General features: G+C 73.3%; 25 protein-coding genes. 15 read left to right on the forward strand and 10 right to left on the reverse strand.

The window, feature by feature from the left end; genetic code table 11:
- The 4 genes from IN07_RS26415 to IN07_RS15125 form a co-directional block, all read left to right on the forward strand.
- Positions 1-445 (forward strand): sigma-70 domain-containing protein (locus IN07_RS26415; protein ID WP_036336985.1); only part of this gene is annotated, 445 nt, incomplete at its 5' end.
- 393 nt (positions 446-838) lie between these two features.
- Entirely contained in the window at positions 839-1,063 is a 225-nt protein-coding gene (locus tag IN07_RS15115) for a DUF7455 domain-containing protein (protein ID WP_231558401.1), read from the forward strand.
- 146 nt (positions 1,064-1,209) lie between these two features.
- A complete protein-coding gene (locus tag IN07_RS15120) occupies positions 1,210-3,681 on the forward strand; it encodes a VanW family protein (protein ID WP_052091305.1) in 2,472 nt (823 codons plus the stop codon).
- Positions 3,682-3,736: 55 nt separating this feature from the next.
- Positions 3,737-4,822, forward strand: coding sequence for a YihY/virulence factor BrkB family protein (locus tag IN07_RS15125; protein WP_036336990.1), 1,086 nt, complete (start codon positions 3,737-3,739; stop codon positions 4,820-4,822).
- Positions 4,823-4,913: 91 nt separating this feature from the next.
- Here IN07_RS15125 and IN07_RS15130 read toward each other — a convergent pair whose 3' ends face one another.
- Positions 4,914-5,141, reverse strand: a complete 228-nt coding sequence (locus IN07_RS15130; RefSeq protein ID WP_036336993.1) for a DUF3039 domain-containing protein — start codon at positions 5,139-5,141, stop codon at positions 4,914-4,916.
- Between the two features lie 69 nt (positions 5,142-5,210).
- Here IN07_RS15130 and IN07_RS15135 point away from each other — a divergent pair, with 69 nt between their 5' ends.
- Together IN07_RS15135 and IN07_RS15140 are read left to right on the forward strand one after the other, a co-directional pair.
- Entirely contained in the window at positions 5,211-6,149 is a 939-nt protein-coding gene (locus tag IN07_RS15135) for a pseudouridine-5'-phosphate glycosidase (protein ID WP_197058491.1), read from the forward strand.
- A gap of 8 nt (positions 6,150-6,157) precedes the next feature.
- Positions 6,158-7,042, forward strand: a complete 885-nt coding sequence (locus IN07_RS15140) for a carbohydrate kinase family protein (RefSeq protein ID WP_036336995.1) — start codon at positions 6,158-6,160, stop codon at positions 7,040-7,042.
- Position 7,043: 1 nt separating this feature from the next.
- Here the strand turns inward: IN07_RS15140 and IN07_RS15145 are convergent, their stop codons facing one another.
- From IN07_RS15145 to IN07_RS15155, 3 genes are all read right to left on the reverse strand, one after another.
- On the reverse strand, positions 7,044-7,379 hold the full coding sequence (locus IN07_RS15145) for a DUF3099 domain-containing protein (protein WP_036336997.1): 336 nt from the start codon (positions 7,377-7,379) through the stop codon (positions 7,044-7,046).
- Between the two features lie 162 nt (positions 7,380-7,541).
- Positions 7,542-8,141, reverse strand: coding sequence for an HhH-GPD-type base excision DNA repair protein (locus IN07_RS15150; protein WP_081975456.1), 600 nt, complete (start codon positions 8,139-8,141; stop codon positions 7,542-7,544).
- A gap of 117 nt (positions 8,142-8,258) precedes the next feature.
- Positions 8,259-8,864, reverse strand: coding sequence for a class I SAM-dependent methyltransferase (locus IN07_RS15155; RefSeq protein WP_036336999.1), 606 nt, complete (start codon positions 8,862-8,864; stop codon positions 8,259-8,261).
- A 61-nt stretch (positions 8,865-8,925) separates the two neighbouring features.
- Here IN07_RS15155 and IN07_RS15160 point away from each other — a divergent pair, with 61 nt between their 5' ends.
- Complete coding sequence (locus IN07_RS15160) at positions 8,926-9,573, forward strand: TetR/AcrR family transcriptional regulator (protein ID WP_197058492.1); 648 nt, start codon at positions 8,926-8,928, stop codon at positions 9,571-9,573.
- Between the two features lie 30 nt (positions 9,574-9,603).
- On the opposite strand, the gene IN07_RS15165 is transcribed toward IN07_RS15160, so the two are convergent.
- Entirely contained in the window at positions 9,604-10,473 is an 870-nt protein-coding gene (locus IN07_RS15165; protein ID WP_197058493.1) for a DUF368 domain-containing protein, read from the reverse strand.
- A gap of 122 nt (positions 10,474-10,595) precedes the next feature.
- On the reverse strand, positions 10,596-10,751 hold the full coding sequence (locus IN07_RS25855) for a hypothetical protein (RefSeq protein ID WP_036337003.1): 156 nt from the start codon (positions 10,749-10,751) through the stop codon (positions 10,596-10,598).
- A 189-nt stretch (positions 10,752-10,940) separates the two neighbouring features.
- On the opposite strand from IN07_RS25855, the gene IN07_RS15175 reads away from it, so the two are divergent.
- Both IN07_RS15175 and katG read left to right on the forward strand, forming a co-directional pair.
- Entirely contained in the window at positions 10,941-11,417 is a 477-nt protein-coding gene (locus IN07_RS15175) for a Fur family transcriptional regulator (protein ID WP_036337005.1), read from the forward strand.
- A complete protein-coding gene (gene katG / locus IN07_RS15180) occupies positions 11,414-13,675 on the forward strand; it encodes a catalase/peroxidase HPI (RefSeq protein WP_036337007.1) in 2,262 nt (753 codons plus the stop codon). Before IN07_RS15175 ends, katG begins: the two co-directional genes overlap by 4 nt.
- A 191-nt stretch (positions 13,676-13,866) precedes the next feature.
- Here the strand turns inward: katG and IN07_RS15185 are convergent, their stop codons facing one another.
- From IN07_RS15185 to IN07_RS24075, 3 genes are all read right to left on the reverse strand, one after another.
- Entirely contained in the window at positions 13,867-14,631 is a 765-nt protein-coding gene (locus IN07_RS15185) for a hypothetical protein (protein ID WP_036337009.1), read from the reverse strand.
- The gene (locus tag IN07_RS25330) at positions 14,631-15,059 is read right to left on the reverse strand and encodes a DUF808 family protein (RefSeq protein ID WP_269429968.1); all 429 of its coding nucleotides are present in this window, start codon (positions 15,057-15,059) and stop codon (positions 14,631-14,633) included. Before IN07_RS25330 ends, IN07_RS15185 begins: the two co-directional genes overlap by 1 nt.
- Positions 15,060-15,141: 82 nt before the next feature.
- Positions 15,142-16,416, reverse strand: coding sequence for a glycosyltransferase family 4 protein (locus IN07_RS24075; protein WP_052091307.1), 1,275 nt, complete (start codon positions 16,414-16,416; stop codon positions 15,142-15,144).
- A 153-nt stretch (positions 16,417-16,569) separates the two neighbouring features.
- On the opposite strand from IN07_RS24075, the gene IN07_RS15205 reads away from it, so the two are divergent.
- From IN07_RS15205 to IN07_RS15220, 4 genes are all read left to right on the forward strand, one after another.
- Positions 16,570-17,583: an aldo/keto reductase family protein gene (locus IN07_RS15205; RefSeq protein WP_052091308.1), complete on the forward strand. Its 1,014-nt coding sequence runs from the start codon at positions 16,570-16,572 to the stop codon at positions 17,581-17,583.
- Between the two features lie 94 nt (positions 17,584-17,677).
- A complete protein-coding gene (locus tag IN07_RS15210) occupies positions 17,678-19,204 on the forward strand; it encodes a mannitol dehydrogenase family protein (protein ID WP_231558403.1) in 1,527 nt (508 codons plus the stop codon).
- A gap of 219 nt (positions 19,205-19,423) precedes the next feature.
- On the forward strand, positions 19,424-20,410 hold the full coding sequence (locus IN07_RS15215; protein ID WP_036337011.1) for a Gfo/Idh/MocA family protein: 987 nt from the start codon (positions 19,424-19,426) through the stop codon (positions 20,408-20,410).
- Positions 20,407-21,513, forward strand: coding sequence for a zinc-dependent alcohol dehydrogenase (locus IN07_RS15220; protein ID WP_052091309.1), 1,107 nt, complete (start codon positions 20,407-20,409; stop codon positions 21,511-21,513). Before IN07_RS15215 ends, IN07_RS15220 begins: the two co-directional genes overlap by 4 nt.
- 105 nt (positions 21,514-21,618) lie before the next feature.
- Here IN07_RS15220 and IN07_RS15225 read toward each other — a convergent pair whose 3' ends face one another.
- Positions 21,619-22,575: a DUF808 domain-containing protein gene (locus tag IN07_RS15225; RefSeq protein ID WP_036337014.1), complete on the reverse strand. Its 957-nt coding sequence runs from the start codon at positions 22,573-22,575 to the stop codon at positions 21,619-21,621.
- Positions 22,576-22,751: 176 nt separating this feature from the next.
- Here IN07_RS15225 and dtd point away from each other — a divergent pair, with 176 nt between their 5' ends.
- Together dtd and sigB are read left to right on the forward strand one after the other, a co-directional pair.
- Entirely contained in the window at positions 22,752-23,183 is a 432-nt protein-coding gene (gene dtd, locus IN07_RS15230; protein WP_036337016.1) for a D-aminoacyl-tRNA deacylase, read from the forward strand.
- Between the two features lie 263 nt (positions 23,184-23,446).
- Positions 23,447-24,430: an RNA polymerase sigma factor SigB gene (gene sigB / locus IN07_RS15235; RefSeq protein WP_036337018.1), complete on the forward strand. Its 984-nt coding sequence runs from the start codon at positions 23,447-23,449 to the stop codon at positions 24,428-24,430.
- The last annotated feature ends 19 nt before the right edge of the window (positions 24,431-24,449 follow it).

The raw sequence follows: 24,449 nt of genomic DNA on the forward strand, positions 1-24,449 counted from the left end.
CATCCAGCGCGAGCTGCTCCAGGACCTGGGCCGCGAGCCCACCCCGGAGGAGCTGGCCAAGGAGATGGACATCACCCCCGAGAAGGTGCTGGAGATCCAGCAGTACGCCCGGGAGCCGATCAGCCTGGACCAGACCATCGGCGACGAGGGCGACAGCCAGCTCGGTGACTTCATCGAGGACTCCGAGGCCGTCGTGGCCGTCGACGCGGTCAGCTTCACCCTGATGCAGGACCAGCTGACCAGCGTGCTGCAGACGCTGTCCGAGAGGGAGGCCGGCGTCGTCCGGCTGCGGTTCGGGCTCACCGACGGCCAGCCCCGCACCCTGGACGAGATCGGCCAGGTCTACGGCGTGACCCGCGAGCGGATCCGCCAGATCGAGTCCAAGACCATGTCCAAGCTGCGCCACCCCAGCCGCTCCCAGGTCCTGCGCGACTACCTGGACTGAGGCAGACACGTCAGCGGCCGGTGACCCGAGCGGGTGACCGGCCGCTGGTGTGTCCGGGCGCGCGAGCGGGTCGAGCGCTCCCATCGGGTGATGCGGTGGTGTGCGACGGCACGCACCGGGTAGACGGCGTAGCGTGGGGGACGTCAGAACAGCAGCGGACCCACACACCGCCAGCCGGTGACAGCACCACCCAGCACGTGCACCATCCGGACCCAGTTCCGAACCAGTGACGTCCCCTGCTGACCCGCTCCACCCGCACCTCGAGTGTCACGGCCGCATCTCATTCGGCGAGTTCGTGCACGACAGGCGCAGGAACGGGAACACGAGGGGCCATCCTGGCGCTGTGCAGGAGGCCGATCCGCAGCCGCGGGTCCGTGCGGTAGAGAGCGAGTGATGAGCCAGATGACCCAGACGCTGACGACGACCCCGCCCACCGAAGAACTCGTCGTTCCCTTCCACTGCGACCGTTGCGGTGCTCTGGCCAAGGTGCGAGTGGTCCTCCCGAGTGGGAGTGACCTCGTCTTCTGTGGACACCACGCACGTGAGTACGAGGACAAGCTCCGCGACATCGCGGCCGACATCATCGAGACCGACGGCGAGGCGCGCCTCTCCAACTGAGTGGGCCAACTATCGTCGCGCCAGCGATGAAGCCCTCACTCGACGAAGCCGCCGACAGCCCGGACCCGCACCGCGGGGTCGGGGGGTCGGCGGCTTCGTCGTCGTCGGGACCGGCCACCGGTCCCCCGCGATCCGGAGATCGACCGATGCCGCAGGAACCCCGCGGGGTCTCGGACACCGTGCGCCTGCAGCCCGACGGCACCGTCGGCAGCAGCCGCCCGGCGCCGCCCGCACCGCCGGCCCCGCCCAAGGCCGGGCCCGCCGACGCCGACTCCCCGGCCGCGGCCGAGCCGCCGGCACCCGTCGGCACCGCCGAGGGCACCGCTCCCGAGCCGTCCGCGGAGTCCGAGCCACCGGCGGACGCCGAGCAGCCCGCGGACGTCGAGCAGCCCGTGGACACCGAGCAGCGCGGGGAAGCGCAGCCACCCGCGGACAGCGAGCCGTCAGCGGACACCCCGAAGCCCGGGGACACCCAGGTGATCGGCCCTCCCGTCGAGGCAGGCGGCCCCCCGCCGCCCGCCGCACCGGAGCAGCCCCTGGTCCCCGGGTCACCCACCCCAGCCGCCACCTCGCCGGCCGACTCCCCGACGGTCTCTGACGCCCCGGTGGGTGGTTCTGCGGTCGAGGACACCGCCGTGGTCACCCGCGTGGACACCCCAGCCGCCGCATCCGCGGACAACGGCAACGGGGACGTGGCTCACCGGAAGGCCCCGACCGGGTCCTCGCCCGCCGCTGCTCCGCGGGGTCCTGGCGGGCCACCGCCGGCGGGCACCACCGGCGCCCGGGACGGCAGCGACGGCGGCGACGGGGACAGCGCCCCCGCGTGGCGCCGACGCAGGGTGCTGGTGCCTGCGGCCGTCCTCCTGACCCTGGGCGTCCTCTACGGCGCCGACCTGGCCCTCGCCGGAGGCGACGTCCCCCGCGGGACGGCCGTCGGCGGCGTCGACGTGAGCGGCCTCTCCCCCGCTGCCGCCGCACAGCGGCTGGAGGGCGACCTGGCGCCGAAGGTCGCCGCCGACCACCCGGTGGTGGCCGACGGCGTGACGGGCGTGCTGCACCCGGCGTCGGCGGGGATCGCCCTGGACGTGCCGGCCACCGTGGACGCCGTCGACGACCAGCCCCTCAACCCGTGGACCCGGTTCACCTCGCTGTTCGCCGAACGAGACGTCGACGCCGTCCTCACCGCCGACGAGACGGCGCTGGACGCGCAGCTCGAGCAGCTCGCCGCCACCGTCGACCGGGCGCCGGTCGACGCGACGATCACCCTCGACGGCACCGAACCGTCGCTCGTGGAGCCGGTCGACGGCCGGACCCTGGACCGGGCCGGCGCTGCCGAGGCGATCACCGCGACGCTGGCCGCGGGTGGTGCGGTCGACGACCCGATCGAGCTCCCGGTCGAGGTGACCGAGGTGCAGGTGGCGGCCGAGGAGGCCGCGCGGGTGCTGGAGGAGACGGTCGTCCCGGCGCTCTCGGCCCCGGTCACCGTGGTCGGCCCCGCCGGCTCGGAGTCCGTGGAGGTCCCGGTCACCGCGATCGCCGCGTCGCTGACGTTCACCCCCCAGGACGACGGCACCCTCGCCGTCGCGGTCGACCCGGCGACGCTGCAGGCGGAGATGGGCGAGGCCTTCGGCGTCTTCGGCTCCCCCGCCCAGGACGCCCGGTTCGAGGTCTCCGGTGACACGATCGCCGTCGTCCCGTCGGTCGACGGCCAGGGCATCAACCCGGCCCAGCTGGCCGACCAACTGCTCCCGGTGCTCACCGAGCCGGCTCCGCGCACGGTCACCGGTGTGCTGGGCCCGGTGCCGGCCTCCCTCACGACCGAGCAGGCGCAGGCGCTGGGGATCACGGAGAAGGTCAGCTCCTTCACCACCGAGTTCACCAACCAGGCCAGTGGCACGAACATCCGCGTCGTGGCGGCGGAGGTCGACGGCGCCCTCGTCCGACCGGGCGAGACCTTCAGCCTCAACGGGTACACCGGTCCCCGCGGCACAGCGCAGGGCTACGTCCCGGCGGCGGTGATCAGCGGCGGCGAGCTGTCCAAGGCGGTGGGCGGTGGCATCAGCCAGTTCGCGACCACCATGTTCAACGCGGTGTTCTTCGCGGGGCTGGAGGACGTCTACCACAAGCCGCACAGCTTCTACATCAGCCGCTACCCGGCGGGACGTGAGGCCACGGTCTACGAGGGCCAGATCGACCTCAAGTGGCGCAACGACACCGACACCGGCATCTACGTGCAGACCGAGTGGACCCCCGGCTCCCTCACGGTCACCTTCTGGGGCACGAAGTACTACGACATCGAGTCGATCAGCAGCGAGCGCCGCAACATCCGGGAGCCCGCCGTCCAGGAGAAGGTGGACGAGGGGAACTGCACGCCCCAGTCGGGGTCGCGCGGCTTCGACATCACCGTGACCCGGGTGTTCCGTGACCTCGACAGCCAGGCCGAGCTGCGTCGGGAGGACTTCGAGACCCGCTACGCCGCCGAGGCGATCATCTCCTGCGTGCCCCCGCCCGCGCCGCCCGCCGACCCTGCTGCCGGGGACCCGGCAGCCGGCGGTACGACGCCCGCCGGCCCGCCGGCCACCACGCCGACCACCCAGCCGCCCGCCCCGGCCGGCTGACGTCGGGGGCGGACACCGAGGCACTCCGGACACCCCGGCCGTGCACACTGGACCCGTGGCCTCCGTCGTCCCCCGCAGCTCAGCGGCGCACGCCGGTGACCTGGACGGCGACACCGTCGAGACCCCACCGGTGACCGAGCAGCCTGTCGATCAGGGGTCCGGGAGCGCTGAGGAGCCACCTCGGCGCGGACTGGTCGGCCGGCTGCCGACGCCCCTGCGGGTGCCGCTGCAGGTGCTGGGCCGCACGCTGGCCAAGGCGTGGAACGACCGCATCCTGGGGTTGTCCGCGGAGGCCGCGTTCTGGCAGATCCTCTCGGTCCCCCCGCTGCTCATCGGGCTGCTGGGCTCCCTGGGCTACCTCAGCTCGTGGATCGGCGAGGATGCGGTGCGCCAGATCGAGAGCGAGCTGGTCAGCGCGTCCGCGGAGGCGCTGACCCCCGGCGTGGTGGCCGACCTGGTGCAGCCGACCCTGAACGACATCCTCGGCTCCGGCCGGCTGGAGATCGTCAGCATCGGCTTCCTGATCTCGCTCTGGGCCGGGTCCTCGGCGACGGCGACGTTCCTCAACACCGTGGTCATCGCCTACGACCAGCGTGACGTGCGGGGCCCGATCAGGACCCGGCTCATGGCGCTGTGGCTGTTCATCGTCGGGCTGGTGCTGGCCGTGCTGACGCTGCCGCTGCTGGTGCTCGGCCGCGGGACGCTGGTCGCGCTCATGCCCACCGACTGGCAGGGCACCGCCGCGCTGCTGGTCAACGCCGTCTACTGGCCGCTGGTCGTCATCGCCCTGGTGCTGGGGCTGACGAGCTTCTACCACGTGATCCTGCCGCGGCGGCTCCCGTGGCACCGGCACCTGCTCGGCGGGCTGTTCGCCGTCGTCTTCTTCATCGGCGCAGCGGTCGTGCTGCGCAGTTACGTGGCCGACATCCTCACCGTGGCCCTGCCCTACGGTGCGCTGGCCGCGCCGATCGCCGCGCTGCTGTTCTGCTTCCTGCTCGGCATGTCCCTGCTCCTGGGCGCCGAGCTGAACGCCACGATCGAGGCGTGGTGGCCGGCCCCGCGCCCGCGGCACGATCGGCGCCGGCAGCGCCGGCGGGCGGCGAAGATCGAGCTCGAGGCGCAGAAGCTCGGCCTGAGGTAGCGGGTTCGGTCCGTCCAGCACGGGCTGGCCCGGCCCCCGGGCGGGCTCCCGGCCCGAGCCGGAGCGAGCGGTCGGGGCAGGGGGCCTCCCGCTACTTCTTGAGCTGGTTGTAGACCTCCTTGCAGGCCGGGCACACCGGGCTGCCGGGCTTGGGGGTCTTGGTCACCGGGAAGACCTCGCCGCACAGCGCCTCGACCATCGTCCCCATGACCGCGCTCTCGGCGATCTTGTTCTTCTTGACGTAGTGGAAGACCTCGTTGGCGTTGCCGGTGTCGGACTCGCGGACGTCCGGGCGCTCGAGGATGTCGCTGCTGCTCACGGTCTGCTCCCTCGGTTCGGGGGTCCGGACCGGGGTCCGGTCCGTACGGGGTGCCCCCATGATGGCAGGGTGCCGTCGACCCACCGCTCCCCCAGCCCGTCCACCGCCGTCCTGTCCCCGGAGGTCGCCGACGCGCTCGCGGGAGGCCGGCCGGTGGTGGCGCTGGAGAGCACGCTGCTGGCGCACGGCCTCCCCCGCCCGGAGAACCGCAGGGCAGCCGACCAGATCGAGGACGCCGTCCGGGCCGGTGGTGCGGTGCCGGCCACCATCGCCGTGATGGACGGCGTGCCCCACGTGGGGCTGACCGCGGCGGAGGTCGACCGGCTCTGCGCCGACCCGGAGCTCGCCAAGCTCGGGGTCCGCGACCTGCCGATCGCCGTGGCACAGGGGCGCAGCGGAGCCACCACGGTCTCCAGCACGGCGCTGCTCGCCGCCCGGGCCGGCATCGGCGTCTTCGCCACCGGCGGGCTCGGCGGGGTGCACCGGCACGCCGCCGACACCTTCGACGAGTCCGCGGACCTAGTGGCGTTGGCGCGCACCTCGCTGGTCGTGGTCTGTGCCGGGGTGAAGTCGATCCTCGACGTCCCGGCCACGCTCGAGCGCCTGGAGTCCCTGTCGGTCAGCGTCGTCGGCTACCGCACGCACCGGTTCCCCGGCTTCTACGTCGCCGACTCGGGCTCCCCGGTCGACTGGTCGGTGGCCTCCGCCGCTGAGGCGGCACGGGTGTTCGCCGCCCGGCGGGAGCTCGCCCCCGGTGCGGTGGTCGTGGCCAACCCGCTCCCGGTCGACCAGCAACTGGACCCGGCACTGCACGACCGGGTCATCGCCGACGCGCTGGCCGCGGCCGACGCCGCCGGGGCGCGCGGCAAGGACGTCACCCCGTTCGTCCTCGGGCACCTGCACGCGGCCAGTGGTGGCGCGAGCCTGGAGGTCAACGTGCGACTGGTGCTGCGCAACGCCGAGCTGGCCGGGCAGATCGCGGCCGAGCTCGCCGCGCTCCCCCGCTGATCCCGGCCGTGGCGACGCCCCCGGTGGTCGTCGTGGGCGACGTCTGCACCGACGTCGTCGTCCTGCTGGCGGGTGCACCGGCACCGGGGTCGGACCGGCCGGCGTCGATCACCACGCGGGGCGGCGGCGCCGGGGCCAACGTGGCCGCGCACCTGGCGGCGCTCGGCACCCCGGTGCAGCTCGTCGGCTGCGTGGGCGCGGACGTCGCCGGCGAGGCACTGCGCCGTGAGCTCGCGGCCGCGGGGGTGGCCCTGGCGGTGCGCGTGGTCGACTCGGCGCCCACCGGGACGATCGTCAGCCTGGTCGAACCCGGCGGGGAGCGGAGCATGCTGGCCGACCGCGGTGCCAACCTGGCGTTGCGGCCCGCCGACGTCCCGGCACCCGTGACCGGCGGACACCTGCACCTGTCGGGCTACACCCTGCTGGACGCCGGTCCGCGCGCCGCCGGGCTGGCCGCCCTGGCGGCGGCGCAGCAGGCCGGCTGCACGATCTCGGTCGACCCGGCCTCGACCGGCCCGCTGACCGGCCACGGGGTCGACCGGTGGCTCGCCGACACCGCGGCGGCGACCCTGCTGTTGCCGAACGCGGCCGAGGCCCGCCTGCTCACCGGTTGCGCCGACCCGGCAGCGGCCGCGCGGGAGCTGGCGGCCCGGCACCCGGTGGTCGTGGTCAGCCTGGGCGCCGACGGCGCACTGTGGGCGGCCGACGACCTGCTGGTGCACCGGCCGGCGCACCCGGCCGCGGTGGTGGACACCACCGGTGCCGGCGACGCCTTCACCGCGGGGGTGCTGACGGCGTGGACGGCGGCGGGCGGGGACCCCGACCCGACGGCCGTCCTGGAGGCAGGCCTGGCGCGGGCCGCCACCGTGGTGGGACGGCCCGGCGCCCGCTGACTCACATGTCGATGACGCGCGCCCTGCTGCTGCCGGACTCCAGGATCCGGTCCGGTGCCGGCGGCCGGTAGCGGTTCATGTCGCCCTTCTTCTTCGGCGGCCGGTCGTTGGCCATGACGACGGCGATCCACGGCAGCACGGTGCCGAGGACGGCGAAGACCGCCATCAACCAGATCGAGTAGGTGTAGGTCATCGCCGCCAGGACGAGGCTGACGCCACGGATCGCCATGGTGATGGCGTAGCGCTTCTTCCGAGCGGCGTGCTGGTCGACCTGGCTGGGCTCGGCCTCGGTGATGAGGACCGGCTCGTTGCGGCTGCTGGACTGGCTGGAGGCCACGGACGCCCTTCCCTGGACCGGCCGGGGGAAGGGCGGCGGTGGTCGGCTGGATCGCCCATGCGGGTGGTGCGACCGGCCCCCGGAGCCCCCGGCTCCTGAGACCCATGGTGCCACTCGATCGTGCGCGATGCAGGGGTCCGGCGACACCGTCCGTGCTGCGCCTCAGTCGGTCCCGGACCTCCCGGCCCGCGCCTCCTTCGCCGCCTGCTTGGCGGCCTGCTTGGAGCTGCGCACCTCGGCCAGCGACGCCGGGTCGGTGATGTCGGCGACCGACCGGCGCGCCCCCTCCTGGCCGTAGTCGCCGGCGGCCTGCCGCCAGCCGGGCGGGGTGACGCCGCACTGCTTGCCCAGCAGGGCCAGGAAGATCGCCGCCTTCTGGGCGCCGAACCCGGGCAGCTCCCGCAGCCGGCGGAGCAGGGTGGCGCCGTCCGGGACGTCGGCCCAGACGGCGTCGGCCCGGCCGTCGTACCGCTCGACCAGCGCCCGGGCGAGCTCCTGGGTACGGCCGGCCATCGACCCGGGATAGCGGTGCACCGCCGGCGGGCCGGCGAAGTGCCGCTGCAGCACCTCGGGGTCGCACTCGGCGAGCTGCACCGCCGACAAGGTCTCCACGCCCAGCCGGTCGGCCAGCAGCCGGGGCCCGGCGAACGCCCGCTCCATGGGGAACTGCTGGTCCAGCAGCATGCCGATCAGCAGCGCGAGCGGATCGCGGCTGAGCAGCTCGTCGGCGGCAGTGTCCTGGGCGATCCGGATCGTCGGCACACGGAGATCGTGCCGCAGCGCGACCCAGACGCACCCACCCGCCGCCACAGCGACCCGGCTGTCCGCGCCCGGTCGACGACTGCCGGGCGCCAGCAGCACGGCCGACGCTGCGACCCGTCAGGCTCGCCGCAGGCGGTACCAGTGCGGCGCGGTGCGCTTGAGCGGGCCGGGCATCCCGGTCACGTCGGCGAGCTCGTCGTCCACGAGGGTCCAGCCGGGAAAGGCCGTCTCCACGTCGCCGCGACCGGCACCGCGTGGCAGGAGCGGGCGCCGTCCGGGCCGGAAGGCCAGCAGCAGCAGCGTTGCGTCGCGGGCGGCGACGGCGGTGACCCGCTCCCCCATGACCGCCCGCTGGCCATCCGTCAAGCCGTGGAAACACCCGACGTCGAGGAAGAAGGCGACCTCGCCCACCTCGTCCAGGTGGAGGTCGGTGACGTCGCCCTCGAGGAACCTGACGTCCAGCCCGTCCTCGGCAGCCCTCGCCCGGGCCTGCCGGACCGCGGCACCCACCGCATCGATCCCGGTCACGCGCCACCCCCGCTGGGCGAGCTGGAGGGAGTGGCCCCCGGTCCCGCAGCCGAGGTCGAGTGCCGGCCCGTAGGGCGGGGTCCGCTCGGCCTCCTCCCGGTGCACCAGGGCGGTGAACTGAGCCGCGGCGCCCCGTCCCGCGCGCTCCCAGGGGGTGATGCCGAGGCGGTAGGCAAGGGCGTATCCGGTGCTCATGGGCACCTCTCATCAGTTCGGTCCTAGTTGGACTAGGACGAATACAGGTAGCGTGCTCGCCATGCCGCAGCCTGTCAACCGGCGGTCCTACAGCTCTCCGCTGCGGGCCGAGCGCGCGAGGGGGACCCGTCGCCGGGTGATCGCGGCGGCCGTCGAGCTCTTCCTCGCCCGGGGCTACGCCGGCACGACCCTGGCCGCGGTGGCCGCCGGGGCCCAGGTGTCGGTCGACACGGTCTTCCACCTGTTCGGGAGCAAGCGCGGGTTGCTGCAGGCGGCGATGGACACCGTGATCGGGGGTGATGACGCCGACGTGCCGCTGCTGGAGCGACCTGATCCACAGACGATGCGGACCGAGACCGATCCCCGACGGCAGATCGCACTGTTCGCCCACGGCATCCTCGGCCAGCTCGAGCGGATCGCCCCGGTCGACGACATGCTGCGCAGCGCTGCCGCGGTCGACGCCGACGTCGCCGCACTTCGGGAGGACCTGCACCACCGCCAGCGGCGCCAGGCCATGACCACCGTCGCGGGGTGGATCGCGTCGAACAGCCCCCTGCGGGACGCGATGCCGGTAGAGGAGGCAGCCGCCATCCTGTGGACGCTCACCAGCCCCGAGCTTCACCACATGTTCCGGGTCGACTGCGGCTGGCCTCCGGACCGGTACGAACGCTGGCTGCGCACCACACTGGAAGACGGCCTGCTGCCTTGACGGGCCGCGAGCCGGCCGAGACCCGGGCGGTCAGCGATCGGTGTGGCCGGGCGCCGCTGGCAGTGCGGCCGCGGCGCGGCGCTCGACGCGCGCCTGGACCAGCAGGGCCGCGGTGACCGCCATCCCGGCTCCGACGGCGAGGGCGAGCATCGGCAGCGCGCCGTCATCGGGGGCCAGCAGGCTGCGGTCCTCCTCCTGCCACGGCCACAACGCTCGGAGCGACCCCGCCATGAGCCCGGTCATCAGCGCCAGGGTCAGGGCGTGGTGCCGACGCAGCGCGGCCTGCAGCGCCTTGACGAACAGCCCCAGTCCCAACGCCGCCCCGAGGGCGAAGGCACCCAGGTAGCCGACGTCCCGGTCGTTGACCGCAGCCAACGTCGGTTGGTACAGCCCGACGGTCAGCAGGAGGAAGGAGCCGGACACCCCGGGCAGCACCAGCGCGCAGATGGCCACCGCGGCAGCGGGGACGACCAGCGTGAGCGGCGGATCGACGTCGCCGCCGGGTGGCAGCCCGGTCAGCAGGAACGCCACGCCGGCGCCCAGCACAGCGACCGCGACGTCCCGCCCGGCCCAGCGGCCCACCATCCGCGCGGGGACGACGATCGAGAACAGCACCAGCCCGGAGAAGACCGCCCGCGCCCCGACCGGGTGGTCCTCGACCAGCGGCTCGAGGAGCCGGGCCGCGACCAGGACGGCGACGACCATGCCGATCAGCACCGGGACGATCGTGGGCCAATGCGCCCGGTTCAGCTCCGTGCGGGCCGGCGCCCACCGCCCGGTGAGCGCCAGCCGCAAGGCCGTCACGACGCGCCCGGCACCGTCGATGAGCCGTTCGTACACCCCGACGACGAGTGCGACCGTGCCCCCGCTGACCCCCGGGACGACTTCGGCGGCGCCCATCGCCATCCCTCGGAGGACGTGGCCGGGAGCGTGTGCGAGCCCCGCTCCCGGGGCCGGTGGACCGGGACTGCCGTGCTCCGCTGGGTGCATCGCCCGAGAGCTACCGCCGTGCACTGATCCGGTCAGACCTTGGTGTTGCGCTTCACCCAGCCGAAGGCGGCGGTCGCGACGAAGAGCACGGCGCCGATGACGAGCAGCCAGAACAAGCCCTCCACGACCGCACCGATGACCACGAACGCCAGCCACAGGACGAGCAGCAGTGCGATGAACCCGAGCATGAGGATCCCCTCTCCGTCGTCTCGGAGGATCTGCCCGTCACCTTGCCGTCGGACACCCGTTCGGCGCGACCGTCACACGATCGCCACGAATGCGGCGGGGCACCGCGGTCTCGGTTCCGGCTGACCCGCCGCGGCCGAACTGGGCCGGCGTTTCTTGACTGCTTCAAGGGAGCAGGCCACGATGAGCCCGTGCCCGACCCTGCGGAGCTGGAGCGCGACCTGCGGACCGCGGGCCTGCGCGTCACCCGCCCCCGCCTGGCGGTCCTGGACGCCGTCCACGTGCACCCGCACCTCGACACCGAGGCCCTCATCGGCGCCGCGCGCACCCGCCTGGAGTCGATCTCCCACCAGGCCGTCTACGACGTCCTGCGGGTGCTCACCGACACCGGTCTCGTCCGGCGCATCCAGCCGCAGGGATCGGTCGCCCGCTACGAGGCACGCGTCGGCGACAACCACCACCACCTGGTCTGCCGGGACTGCGGCGTGATCGTCGACGTCGACTGCGCCACCGGTGCGGCGCCGTGCCTGATGCCGTCCGGTGACGCGCCACCCGACTTCGTCGTCGACGAGGCCGAGGTCATCTACTGGGGCCGGTGCCGCTCCTGCGCCACCGCACCGGCCGCCCCGTCCACCACCGCCCGTCCCGCAGAGAGAGGCAACCCGTGACGGAATACGACAAGTCCCAGGTCAGCACGGCCGACCACGACAAGACCGAGGTCGCCAAGGCCCAGTCGGAGAGCACCAGCGAGAGCGAGAACCCGGCGATCAAGGCGCCGGAGCCGGCCACCAACGGGCGCCCCCGCACCACCCGCGACTGGTGGCCCAACCAGGTCGACGTCCAGGTGCTCAACAAGACCTCCAAGGACTCCGACCCGCTCGGCGCCGACTTCGACTACAAGGCCGCCGTGGCCACGCTCGACGTCGAGGCGGTCAAGCGCGACGTCGTCGAGGTCATGCGCACCTCGCAGGACTGGTGGCCGGCCGACTGGGGCCACTACGGCCCGCTGTTCATCCGGATGTCCTGGCACGCCGCGGGCACCTACCGCATCGCCGACGGCCGCGGTGGCGGTGGCGAGGGCGGGCAGCGCTTCGCCCCGCTGAACAGCTGGCCGGACAACGCCAACCTGGACAAGGCCCGCCGGCTGCTGCTGCCGGTCAAGCAGAAGTACGGCCGCAAGCTCTCCTGGGCCGACCTGCTGGTGCTGGCCGGCAACGTCGCGCACGACGACATGGGGCTGAAGACCTTCGGCTTCGCCTTCGGCCGCGCCGACAACTGGCAGCCCGGCGAGGTCTTCTGGGGCCCGGAGGACACCTGGCTCGGCGACGAGCGCTACGCCGACGACGCCCCGCTGGACCTGGACGACGGCCACCTCGCCGCCGTCACCATGGGACTGATCTACGTCAACCCGGAGGGTCCGCAGGGCAAGCCGGACCCGCTGGCGTCCGCCCACGACATCCGCGTCACCTTCAGCCGGATGGGCATGAACGACGAGGAGACCGTCGCGCTGATCGCCGGCGGCCACACCTTCGGCAAGACGCACGGCGCGGGCAACCCCGAGCTGGTGGGCCCCGAGCCCGAGGGCTGCCCGGTGCACGGCAACGGCATCGGCTGGGTCAGCCAGTACGGCACCGGCAAGGGCGCCGACACCATCACCAGCGGCCTCGAGGGCGCCTGGACCCCGACGCCGACCCAGTGGGACAACACCTACTTCGAGATGCTGTTCAGCTACGACTGGGAGCTCACCGAGAGCCCGGCCGGCGCCAAGCAGTGGAAGCCGAAGAACCCCGAGGCACAGGAGCTCGTCCCGGACGCGCACATCGAGGGCAAGAAGAACGCCCCGATGATGGCGACCACCGACCTCGCCCTGATGGCCGACCCGGGTTTCCGGGAGATCTCCGAGCGGTTCTACAACGACCCGGAGTACTTCGCCGACCAGTACGCCCGGGCGTGGTTCAAGCTGCTGCACCGCGACATGGGCCCGAAGAGCCGCTACATCGGCCCGGACGTCCCGGCCGAGGAGCTCATCTGGCAGGACCCGGTCCCGGCCGTCGACCACGAGCTCGTGGGCGAGGCGGAGATCGCCGACCTCAAGGCCCGGCTGCTCGACTCGGGTCTGACCGTGTCCCAGCTGGTGCACACCTCCTGGTCGGCAGCGGCGTCCTACCGCGGCACCGACAAGCGCGGTGGGGCCAACGGGGCGCGGCTCCGCCTGGAGCCGCAGATCAACTGGGCGGCCAACCAGGGCGTCGCCGACGTGCTGCCGGTGCTGGAGCGGGTGAAGAGTGACTTCGAGTCCCAGACCGGCAAGCGGGTGTCGCTGGCCGACCTGATCGTGCTCGGTGGCACCGCGGCGGTGGAGAAGGCCGCGGCCGACGCCGGCGTGCAGCTCACCGTGCCGTTCTCCCCCGGCCGCACCGACGCCAACCAGGAGCAGACCGACGTCGAGAACTTCCGCTGGCTGGAGCCGCGGGCCGACGGCTTCCGCAACCACCTCCAGCCGGGCAGCAAGCTCGAGCCGGAGACGCTGCTGATCGACCGCGCCTACATGCTGGAGCTGACCGCGCGGGAGATGGTGGTGCTCCTGGGTGGACTGCGGGTGCTCGGGGCCAACACCGGCGGTGTACAGCACGGCGTGTTCACCGACCGGCCGGGCGTCCTGTCGCAGGACTTCTTCCGCAACCTGCTGGACCTGGGCGTCCAGTGGCGCACCTCGGTGCAGGACGAGGACGTCTACGAGGGCCTGGACGCCGACGGGAACGTCGTCCGCACGGCGACCGCTGCGGACCTGGTGCTCAACTCCAACTCCATCCTGCGCGGCATCGTCGAGGTCTACTCGGGCGACGACATGCAGGAGAAGTTCGCCGAGGACTTCGCCACCGCCTGGGTGAAGGTCATGGAGCTGGACCGCTACGACCTGCGGTAGCCATCCCCACCCGGACGCCCCGGCCCGCCTCGTGCGGGCCGGGGCGCCCGCGCGTCCGGGCCTCCGCGGGGTGGGAGGACATCGAGGAGAACGGCGAGGCCGAGACGCTGGCGGAGGCGCAGCCCCGGCCCGTCCCCGACGTCGACGGCTCCGCGCTGCGCGACTGCCCGCCGGCCTGAGCCGAGGACGGGCTAGAGGGCCAGCAGCAGCGCGGTGAAGGCCAGGCAGGCGCCCCCGAGCAGCGGGACGTGTGCCCGTCCGGACCCGGGCAGCTGCTGCTTGAGGCTGGTGAGGACGATCGAGCCGGCCAGCAGCGCGGAGAGGACCCGCACGGCTGCGTCGCCGAGGTCCACCGCGGCCCCGATCCCCCAACCGACGAGGACCGCCGCGGCCAGGACCCACCGCCCCAGCCGGTCGTAGGCGCGCGGGTCCTGGTCGCGCAGCGCGATCTCGCCGACGAGGTACCGGGCGGACAACGCGACCGTGTAGAGGACCAGCTCGGTCGGACCGGGGCGGACCTGGTGCACCAGCAGGTACCCGACGAAGAGGTTGAAGACCAGGTACAGGGCGCCGCTGGCCCAGAACGGCCACGGGGTCGACGTGCCGCCCTCCTGCCGCTGCTCCCGGCGGTCGGCGTCCTGGGCCCAGTCGAGCACCGCGTAGTACAGCAGCAGGCCGGCCAGCGCGACGAGGAACGGACGTTCGGCCAGCAGGCCGAGCAGCCCCTGCCCCGGACCGGTCGGAGCCGCGGTCACGGGCTGCGCCAGGTCGGGGAGCAGGCGCACGAAGACGTAGGCGATCGCCAGTCCGCCGGCGAACGACTGGAACCTGGCCGACCAGGGCGACACGCGCCGGCGGATCCGCGGGACCAGCAGCTGCACGACCACGAGCGCACCGGCGGCCACCAGGGCCGCCAGCGGTACGCCGCTCCCGGTCAGCTGGGCAGCACTCGACATCAGGTGGCGCCCACTCCGCACTCAGACAGCCGCGCCTGCGCGGCTGGTGCGCCCCGCTCCCGCTCGCGGACGCCGCCCTTGCGCCGGTGCAGCGTGAGGGTCATGACCACCACGACCAGGGCACCGACCCCGGACACGATGGCCTTCTCGTCCGGCAGCGCGTCCTCCATCGTGGCGTGGCTCTCCTCGTGCGGCCGCAGCCGGTGCCAGATCTTCTCCGCCCCCTCGTAGCAGAGATAGGCGCCGCCGATCATGAGGATCGGGGTGAGGAGGAAGGGCAGGAACTCGCTGAGCAACAGCACCGCCGGCAGGATGATCAGCAGCTTGTTGCGCAGCGACCCGAGGGCGATCTTCCGGATGATCGGCAGTTCGCGCTCGGCGTTCAGCCCGTGCACGTACTGCGGGGTCACCCCGGCAGTCTCCCGCACCGGGGCAGCCGAGCCGGGCGACCGTCACCTCGATCGGGAGGCGACCGTGCCGGAGGGTCCCGCGCGGCCGCCACCGCACGGGTCACCGCGTTGCGCGAGCAGTTGACGGCCACCGGTCACGGTCAGATCGGCGCTCGGTCCTGACGCTCGCCCCTCCGGCGCCGGCCCACGCCAGGACCTGCTCGTAGACCCCGAGCGTCTCCTCTGCCATCCGTCGCGCCGTGAACTGCTCGACGTACCTGCGTCGCCCGGCCCGGGCGTATCGGCGCCGCAGCTCGGGGTCGGCGAGCAGGTCGCCCAGCGCGCGGGCGAGGGCGGGCGGGTCCTGCGGGGGCACGAGCGTCCCCGTCACCCCGTGCGCGACGACCTCCGCCGTCCCGATGACGTCGGTCGCGACCACCGGCAGCCCGGCGTCCATCGCCTCCAGCGCCGCGAGGGGCAGCCCCTCCTGCCGGGACGGCAGGGCGAACACGTCCGCGGCATCCAGGAGCATCCGGGCGTCGCTCCGGTGTCCGAGCAGGTGCAGGGACCCGGCCACGCCGAGCTCGGCCGCCTGGCGGGCCAGGTCGCCCGACAGGTGGCCGTCGCCGACGATCACCACCTCGAGTCGTGGGAACCGGGCGGCGAGCGCCGGCAGGGCCGCCACCAGGTACCGCTGGCCCTTCTGCGCCAACAACCGACCGACGTTCATCACCACGAGCGCATCGGGGTCCAGACCCAGGGCGGCTCGCGCGGCCTGCCGGCCCGGGCCAGGACCTCGGGGGACGATGCCGTTCGGCACAGTCACCAGGCGCTCAGCGGGTACGCCGATGCGCTCGTGGGTGAGGCGCACCCCCTCGGACACGGCGATGAGCCGGTCCACCGGTGCGATGGCACGGAAGAACGAGGCCCTCTTGCGCCGGCTCAGCAGCCACGGCTGGTGCTGCGTCTGCAGGACCGCCGGCACGCCCGCTCGCCGGGCCGCCCGCGCGCCGTCGAAGTCCTCCCGGCCGCTGCCGACGTGGACGTGGAACACGTCCGCCGGGTGGGCGGAGAGGAACTCGACGATCGCCTGGGCGAACGCCGGGTCCCGCGGACGCGGGAGAGCGCAGGTGCCGACCCCGAGGGCGGCCGCGCGGTCGAGCACCCGTCGTCCGGCCGGCGTTCCCCAGCAGAGCACGGAGACGTCGGCACGGGACCGGAGTTCGGCGGCCAGGTCCACCATGTGTGCGCCCATGCCCGAGGGATCGGCCGACGGGCTGTAGAGGCAGATGGAGAGCCGGCGACGACGCGCCACGGTGCTCTCGCGCCGGCGGGCCACCAGGCCCGCTGCAGGACGATCGGCTCCGCCCGTGGCGATGTCGGCTGCGTTGACCATGGGCCACCTCTCCTCCGCCCCCGCCTCGCCGCACGGTGGCAGGGCGAGGCGGATGGCGCAATGCCTCGGCGCCGGGCAGCCACCCCGGCGACGGGACCGGGGTGCTGCCGCCCAGGCCGCGCCCCCGCCGCCTGGGCACTACGGTCAGCAGCCGTGGAGTTCCGTCGCCTGGGCCGGTCGGGCCTGAACGTCTCGCAGATCGCGTTCGGCAACTGGCTGACGCACGGCAGCCAGGTGGAGGAGGACTCCGCACTGGCGTGCGTGCAGGCCGCCCTCGACGTCGGGATCACGACGTTCGACACGGCCGACGTCTACGCCGGCACCAAGGCCGAGTCCGTGCTCGGCCGCGCCCTGGCCGGCCAGCGTCGCGAGGGCCTGGAGATCGCGACGAAGGTGTACTGGCCCACCGGTCCCGGCGCCAACGACCGCGGCCTCTCCCGCAAGCACGTCACCGAGAGCTGCCACGCGTCGCTGCGCCGGCTGCAGACCGACCACATCGACCTCTACCAGGCGCACCGCTACGACTCCACGGTCCCGCTCGAGGAGACGATGACCGCCTTCGCCGACCTGGTCCGGGCCGGCAAGGTGCTCTACCTCGGGGTCTCGGAGTGGAACGCCGAGCAGATCGCGGCCGGCGCGGCCCTGGCCCGCGACCTCGGGGTGCAGCTGATCAGCAACCAACCGCAGTACTCGATGCTGTGGCGGGTCATCGAGGCCGCCGTCGTGCCCACCTGCGAACAGGAGGGGGTCTCCCAGATCGTCTGGTCCCCCTTGGCCCAGGGGGTGCTCACCGGGAAGTACCGCCCCGGGGAGCAGCCACCGGCCGGCAGCCGGGCGAGCCACTCCGCGGTCGGCTTCCAGGTGGAAGGCTTCATGGCCCATGCCGTGCTCAGCCGGGTCCAACAGCTCCGCCCGATCGCCGACGACGTCGGCCTCACCATGGCCCAGCTGGCACTGGCCTGGGTGTTGCAGAACCCCAACGTCGCCGCCGCCATCATCGGCGCCAGCCGGCCGGAGCAGGTGCACGCCAACGTCAAGGCCGCCGGCGTGCGGCTGGACGCCGAGATCATGACGCGGGTCGACGAGGCGCTGGGCGAGGTGGTCGAGCGGGACCCGGCGCAGGTCTTCCTCCCGGCCGACAGAGCGGCACGGGGCACCGCCGCCTAGCGGCTCCTCCGCCGGCGAGCCGCTCCGGGCTGCCGACGAGCAGCTCCGGTCTCCCGGCATGACAGCGACCCTAATCTAACGTTAGGGTAGGGCGGTGTCGCACCGCCCCGATCCACCCGCCGCCCTCCCGGCCAGCCCGCTGAACACCAGCACCCTCGGCACGCTGGCGGGAGCGGTCGCGACCCCCGCCTACGACCGTCGCCGGGTCCGCACCGGCATGGTGCACATCGGCGTGGGCGGCTTCCACCGGGCGCACCAGGCGATGTACGCCGACCGGCTCATGAACGCCGGCCTGGGTCCCGAGTGGGGTGTCTGCGGGGTCGGTGTCCTCCCGGCCGACCGGCGGATGCAGGAGGTGCTCGCCGCGCAGGACGGGCTGTACACCCTCGTGGTCAAGCACCCCGACGGCTCCCTGGAGCCGCGCGTCATCGGATCTCTCGTCGAGTTCCTGCTGGCTCCCGACCACCCGGAGGCCGTGGTCGAGAAGATGGCGCACCCCGACGTCCACATCGTCTCCTTGACGATCACCGAGCGCGGCTACAACACCGACCCGGCGACCGGTCTCTTCGACGAGGCGGCCCCGGACGTCAGGGCCGACCTGCGGCCCCACGCCGTGCTCCGCAGCACCTTCGGACTCGTCACCGAGGCGCTGGCGCGCCGCCGGGCGCGCGGGGTGCCGCCGTTCACCGTGCTCTCCTGCGACAACCTGCACGGCAACGGCGACGTCGCCCGGCAGGCGTTCACCGCCTTCGCCACCCTGCGCGACCCGGACCTCGGTGGGTGGGTCGCGCGCGAGGTGTCCTTCCCCAACAGCATGGTCGACCGCATCACCCCGCGGACCACGCCCGACGACGTCGCGACGCTCCAGGACCAGTTCGGCATCGCCGACGCGTGGCCGGTCGTGTGCGAGCCGTACGCCCAGTGGGTCGTGGAGGACCGTTTCCCCGCCGGTCGCCCGCCCTGGGAGGCAGCCGGTGTGCAGCTGGTCGAGGACGTCGCCCCCTACGAGACGATGAAGCTGCACCTGCTCAACGGCAGCCACCAGGCGCTCGCCTACTTCGCCTCGCTCGCCGGCCACCGGTTCGTGCACGACGCCGGCCGGGACCCACCGTGGTCCGGGTTCCTCCGTGACTACCTGGACCACGAGGTCTCCCCGATGCTCCCGGCCGTCCCGGGAGTGGACCTCGGGGACTACAAGCGGACGGTCCTCCAGCGGCTGGCCAGCGCGGCGGTGGCTGACCCGGTGTCTCGACTGTGCGCCCAGAGCTCCGCGCTGATCCCCAAGTACGTGCTCCCGGTGGTCCGCGCCCGCCTCGCCGCCGGCGGCGAGGTGCACCGCGGCGCCGCCGTCGTCGCCAGCTGGGCCCGGTACGCCCAGGGGCTCGACGACTGCGGGCACCCCCTCCCCCTCGTCGACCGGCAGGCCGACCGCATCCGGGCCAACGCGGGCCGGCTGGACGAGGACCCACTCGCCTTCATCGCCGATCGCAGCGTCTTCGGTGACCTCGTGGACCAGGAACGGTTCGTGGTGCCCTACCGGAGAGCTCTGACGTCCCTGCGCGAACGGGGTGCGCGGGCCACGCTCGCGTCGCTGGTCGACGAGTCCCCCCGCCCGGACTGAGGACCCGGACGGCTCGGCCGGGACCGGACCGCGGGTGCGCAAGCGCCGAGGCCGTGTCGGCCTGACCGCCACCCCCGGTTGCCCGAATGACGCTCATCGGGCTTCATGGGGCGAGGGCAGCAGCCCGCGGCGACAGGAGGTCCGGGTGGTCACCGAGTCGCCCCGCGTCAGCCCGGCCGGCCGGCTCCTCGCGGCCCCGACCCGAGCGGGGATCGTGGCATGACCCGGTTGCGCGTCGGCTGCGTCGGTACCGGCTTCATCGCCGGGCAGCACCTGCGGGCCCTGGCCGGCTTCGACGACGTGGAGGTCGTGGCGGTGGCCGACACCGTGCTGGAGCGGGCCCAGCAGGCGGCCGACCGGTCCGGCGGACGGGCCTACGGCGACGGGCTGACACTGCTGGACTCCGAGGACCTGGATGCCGTCTGGCTCTGCGTACCCCCGTTCGCCCACGGCGCGCTCGAGACCGCAGCCATCGCACACGGAGTCCCCTTCTTCGTGGAGAAGCCACTCGGGCTGGACCTGCCGGCCGCCCAGGAGCTGGCCGACCAGGTCTCCGCCAGCGGCCTGACCACGGCCGTGGGCTACCACTGGCGCCATCTGGAGGTGGTCCACCGGGCGGCGGAGCTGCTGGCGCGGACACCGGCGCAGCTGGTGACCGGCTACTGGCTGGACAAGACGCCAGCAGTCCCGTGGTGGCCGCAGCGCGCGTACTCGGGCAGCCAGGTGATCGAGCAGACCACGCACGTCTTCGACCTGGCCCGCACCCTCGCCGGTGAGGTGGCGAGCGTCGCAGCGGCCGAGCGGGCCGCCTCTGACGGGCGGGGTGACGTCCCGGCCGCGGCCAGCGCCCTCCTCCGGTTCGTCTCCGGTGCGGTGGGCAGCATCTCCTCGGCGCGGGTGCTCGGCTGGCGGCACCGTGTCGCCCTGCACGTGGTGGCCGAGGGCCTGGTCGTGGAGCTCAGCGAACGAGGACTGACCGATCACGAGCTGCGGGTGGTGACCGCACACGGGGAGGAGGTGCTCCGGTCGGACCAGGACCCGATCCGCACCGAGGACCGGGAGTTCCTCGACGTCCTGCTCGGCCGGGCAGCGCAGGTCCGCGTGCCCTACCACGAGGCACTGCGCACGCACGCCCTGGCCTGCGCCGCAGACCGCTCGGCCCGGGACGGGCGACCGGTCGGGCTGCCGGACCCGGAGGGGCGGTGACCGGGCGACCGATCCGGTCCATCGGGGTCATCGCACCGGGACGGCCGGCGGTCCTCGAGGACGTGGAGCCGGAGCCCGGCCCAGGGCAGGCCTGGGTCCGCACCGAGTGGTCCGGGGTGAGCGCAGGCACCGAGGTGGCGCTGGTGCGCGGCACCGATCCGCAGCACCAGTTGGGGTGGGACCCCGACCTGCGGGCGTTCGGCGTCACCGGCGCGACGGCCGGCTACCCGATCCGGGCGCTCGGCTACATGGAGGTCGGTCGGGTCACCGAGAGCCGTGCCGACGGGCTGGCCGAGGGCGCTCTGGTGGCCATGGCCTACGGACACCGCACCGGCCGGTGCGCGGACCCGGCCACCATGCCGGTGATCCCGGTGCCCGACGACCTCGACCCGCTGCTGGGTGTCTACCTGGCCCAGATGGGGCCCATCTGCGTCAACGGCCTGCTGCACGCCGCGGCGGCGCTGGCCGGGCCGGCAGCCGGGGTGGCCGACGGCGTGCGGGACCGGTTCGTGCTGGTGACCGGCGCCGGCGTCATCGGGCTGTTGTCGGCGATGCTGAGCGTGCAGCACGGCGCGGCGCAGGTGCTCGTCCTCGACCCGTCCCCGCAGCGCCGGGCCGTCGCCGAGGCGCTCGGTCTCCCGACCCTGGCCACTGCGGAGGCCGCCTGGCTGTCGGTCAAGCAGCGGTGGCGGCATGCCCACGGGGATGCCGGTGCCGATGTGGTGCTGCAGTGCCGGGGGCACGACGAGGCGCTGGCCGCCGGGCTCAAGTCGTTGCGGCCGCAGGGCATCGTGGTGGACCTCGGCTTCTACCAGGGCGGAGCGGAGCGGATGCGGCTCGGCGAGGAGTTCCACCACAACGGGCTCAGCATCAACTGTGCGCAGATCGGCCGCGTGCCGCGCGGCATGGCCGCTGCCTGGCCGCGGGAAGCGCTCGCCGCAGTCACCCTCGACCTGCTCCGGCACCGCGGGGAGGAGATCCGCACCCACCTGGTCACCGACGTCGTCCCGTTCGAGGACGGGCCGCGGTTGCTGACCGACCTCGCTCAGCGCCGGCTCCCGAGTCCGCCGCTGCAGGCGGTCCTCCGGATGCCGTCCGACTGACAGCGGGAGACCTGCGCGTCAGGACCCGGTGCCACCCGGACCGCCGCTGGGCAGAGGTGGAGGACGACGTCGGGCGCAGAGCCTGCGCCTGCGCGGCTAGTTGAGCTAGTGCGCCCCGCTCCCGCTCGCGGACTCCGCCCTGCGCCGGTGCAGCGTAAGGGTCATGACCAGCACGACCAGGGCACCGACGGCGAGCCCGAGGATGGCGCTGCCGAGGGTGTTGACCAGCCAGCCCACGACGGAACCGAGGGCTCCGGTCGCCTCCGCGGCGGCCTCCTCCAGGTGGTGCACGACGTCGTAGAGGAACGTCAGGCCCAGCTCGTCGGTGCCGATCAGCAGGATGTGGCCACCCACCCACAGCATCGCGGCGGTCCCGACCACGGTGAGCGCGCTGAGCAGCTTCGGCATCCCCTTGACCAGCCCGCGCCCGAACCGGGCGACGCCCTTGCTGGGGCGCTGGGAGAGGTGCAGGCCGACGTCGTCCATCTTCACGATCAGGCCGACGACGCCGTACACCAGCACGGTGATCCCCAGGGCGACGACGGCGAGGATGACCGCGCGGGACCAGAAGCCCTGGTCGACCACCTCGTTCAGCGAGATGACCATGATCTCGGCCGACAGGATGAAGTCGGTGCGCACCGCCCCGGACACGATGGTCTTCTCGTCCGGCAGCGCGTCCTCCACCGTGGCGTGGCTCTCCTCGTGCGGCCGCAGCCGGTGCCAGATCTTCTCCGCCCCCTCGTAGCAGAGATAGGCGCCGCCGATCATGAGGATCGGGGTGAGGAGGAAGGGCAGGAACTCGCTGAGCAACAGCACCGCCGGCAGGATGATCAGCAGCTTGTTGCGCAGCGACCCGAGGGCGATCTTCCGGATGATCGGCAGTTCGCGCTCGGCGTTCAGCCCGTGCACGTACTGCGGCGTCACCGCGGTGTCGTCGACGACGACGCCGGCGGCCTTCATGCTCGCCCGCCCGGCCGCCGCCCCGATGTCGTCGATCGAGGCCGCGGCGGCACGCGCCAGCACGGCCACGTCGTCGAGGAGAGCTACGAGTCCACCCGCCACGGGAGGTCCTTCCGATCGGTCGGCACGCGCGTGCCGTCTGGGTGGTCATGGTGACTGGTGCGGCCGGACGGCGCACGACGCGACGTCCCGCGCCGAGAGCAGTGTGGAGCACCCGCGCTGTCCGGCCGGCGCACCCTGGCCGCGACCGGCGAGGACCGTCGGTCGAGGATCATGCCGTGCGTGCGGTGGTGACCCGGGTCAGCCAGGCATCGGTGACGGTGGCCGACGAGGTGGTCGGCAGCATCGGCCCCGGCCTGCTGGCCCTGGTGGGGGTGGGCCGGGACGACGACGCCGACCGGGCACGCGCCATGGCCCGGAAGCTGCACGAGCTCCGGGTGTTCCCCACCGACGACGGTGCCCGCTCGGTGGGCGACCTCGGGCTGCCGGTGCTCGTGGTCAGCCAGTTCACCCTCTACGCCGACACCCGCAAGGGCCGCCGGCCGTCCTGGGCGGACGCCGCCCCGGGCGAGCTCGCCGAGCCACTGGTCGAGGAGGTGGTGGCCGACCTCCGCCGGCGCGGCACCCAGGTCGCCACCGGGCGGTTCGGGGCGCGGATGGCGGTCGCCTCGGTGAACGAGGGCCCGATGACCTTGCAGTTGGAGGTCTAGCCCCGGCGTCGCCGGGTAACCATCCGTCGTCCCCCCGCGTGCTCGTCACTCGCCCGCGGAGCGCCACACCTGGACGTTCCCTGTGAGTTTAGCCGCTTCGGAACACCGACCCACCCGGGTCCGTTGCACACGATGTACCACACGGACAGAACGGCTGGAGAGCCACCCGGTGACGCCGGGCCGACGCTCTGACCTCCACCGGGGTGCACCGCACATCGACGACGCGGCGCATCCGGACCCCGAAGCAAGGACGAAGACTCATCGTGACCGTGCTGCAGTCCTCCCCCACCGACACCCTCGAGGTGCGCTCCCCGCGCCGTGCCCCGGACACCAGTGGCCTGGTGTCGACGGACCTGGTGCGCGTCTACCTCAACACCATCGGCAAGACCGCGCTGCTGACCGCCGAGCAGGAGGTCGAGCTGGCCAAGCGGATCGAGGCCGGGCTCTACGCCGACCGCCTGCTGGGCGAGCGGCAGCTGACCCCCGCCGTCAAGCGGGACTACAAGCTGCTGGCCGCTGACGGCAAGGCGGCCAAGGCCCACCTGCTGGAGGCCAACCTGCGCCTGGTCGTCTCGGTGGCCAAGCGCTACACCGGCCACGGCATGACGTTCCTGGACCTGATCCAGGAGGGCAACGTCGGGCTGATCCGGGCCGTCGAGAAGTTCGACTACACCAAGGGCTTCAAGTTCTCGACCTACGCGACGTGGTGGATCCGTCAGGCCATCACCCGCGCCATGGCCGACTCCGGCCGGACGATCCGGCTGCCCGTCCACCTGGCCGAGCAGGTCAACAAGGTGGTGCGCACCCGCCGCCGGATCCACCAGGAGCTGGAGCGCGAGCCCACCGCCGAGGAGCTGGGTCTCGAGCTCGACCTGACGCCCGAGCGGATCACCGAGCTGCTGGAGTACTCCCGCGACCTGGTCTCGCTCGACCAGACCGTCGGTGCCGACGAGGAGTCCCGGCTCGGTGACTTCATCGAGGACGCCGACGCCGCGGTCGCCGAGGACGCCGTCGCCTTCCAGATGATGAAGGGCGACGTGCGCAACGTCCTGAAGACCCTCGAGGACCGCGAGCGGGACGTCGTCGTCATGCGGTTCGGCCTGGACGGCGAGCAGCCGCGGACGCTCGAGCAGATCGGCAAGCGCTTCGGGCTCTCCCGCGAGCGGGTGCGCCAGATCGAGCGCGAGACGATGACCAAGCTGCGGGCTCCGCAGCGCGCCGACGCCCTCCGGGACTACCTGGGCTGACGTCCCGACCGAACAGCTG

Origin of the sequence: Modestobacter caceresii (genome assembly GCF_000761485.1) — a bacterium.
Lineage (GTDB): Bacteria > Actinomycetota > Actinomycetes > Mycobacteriales > Geodermatophilaceae > Modestobacter > Modestobacter caceresii.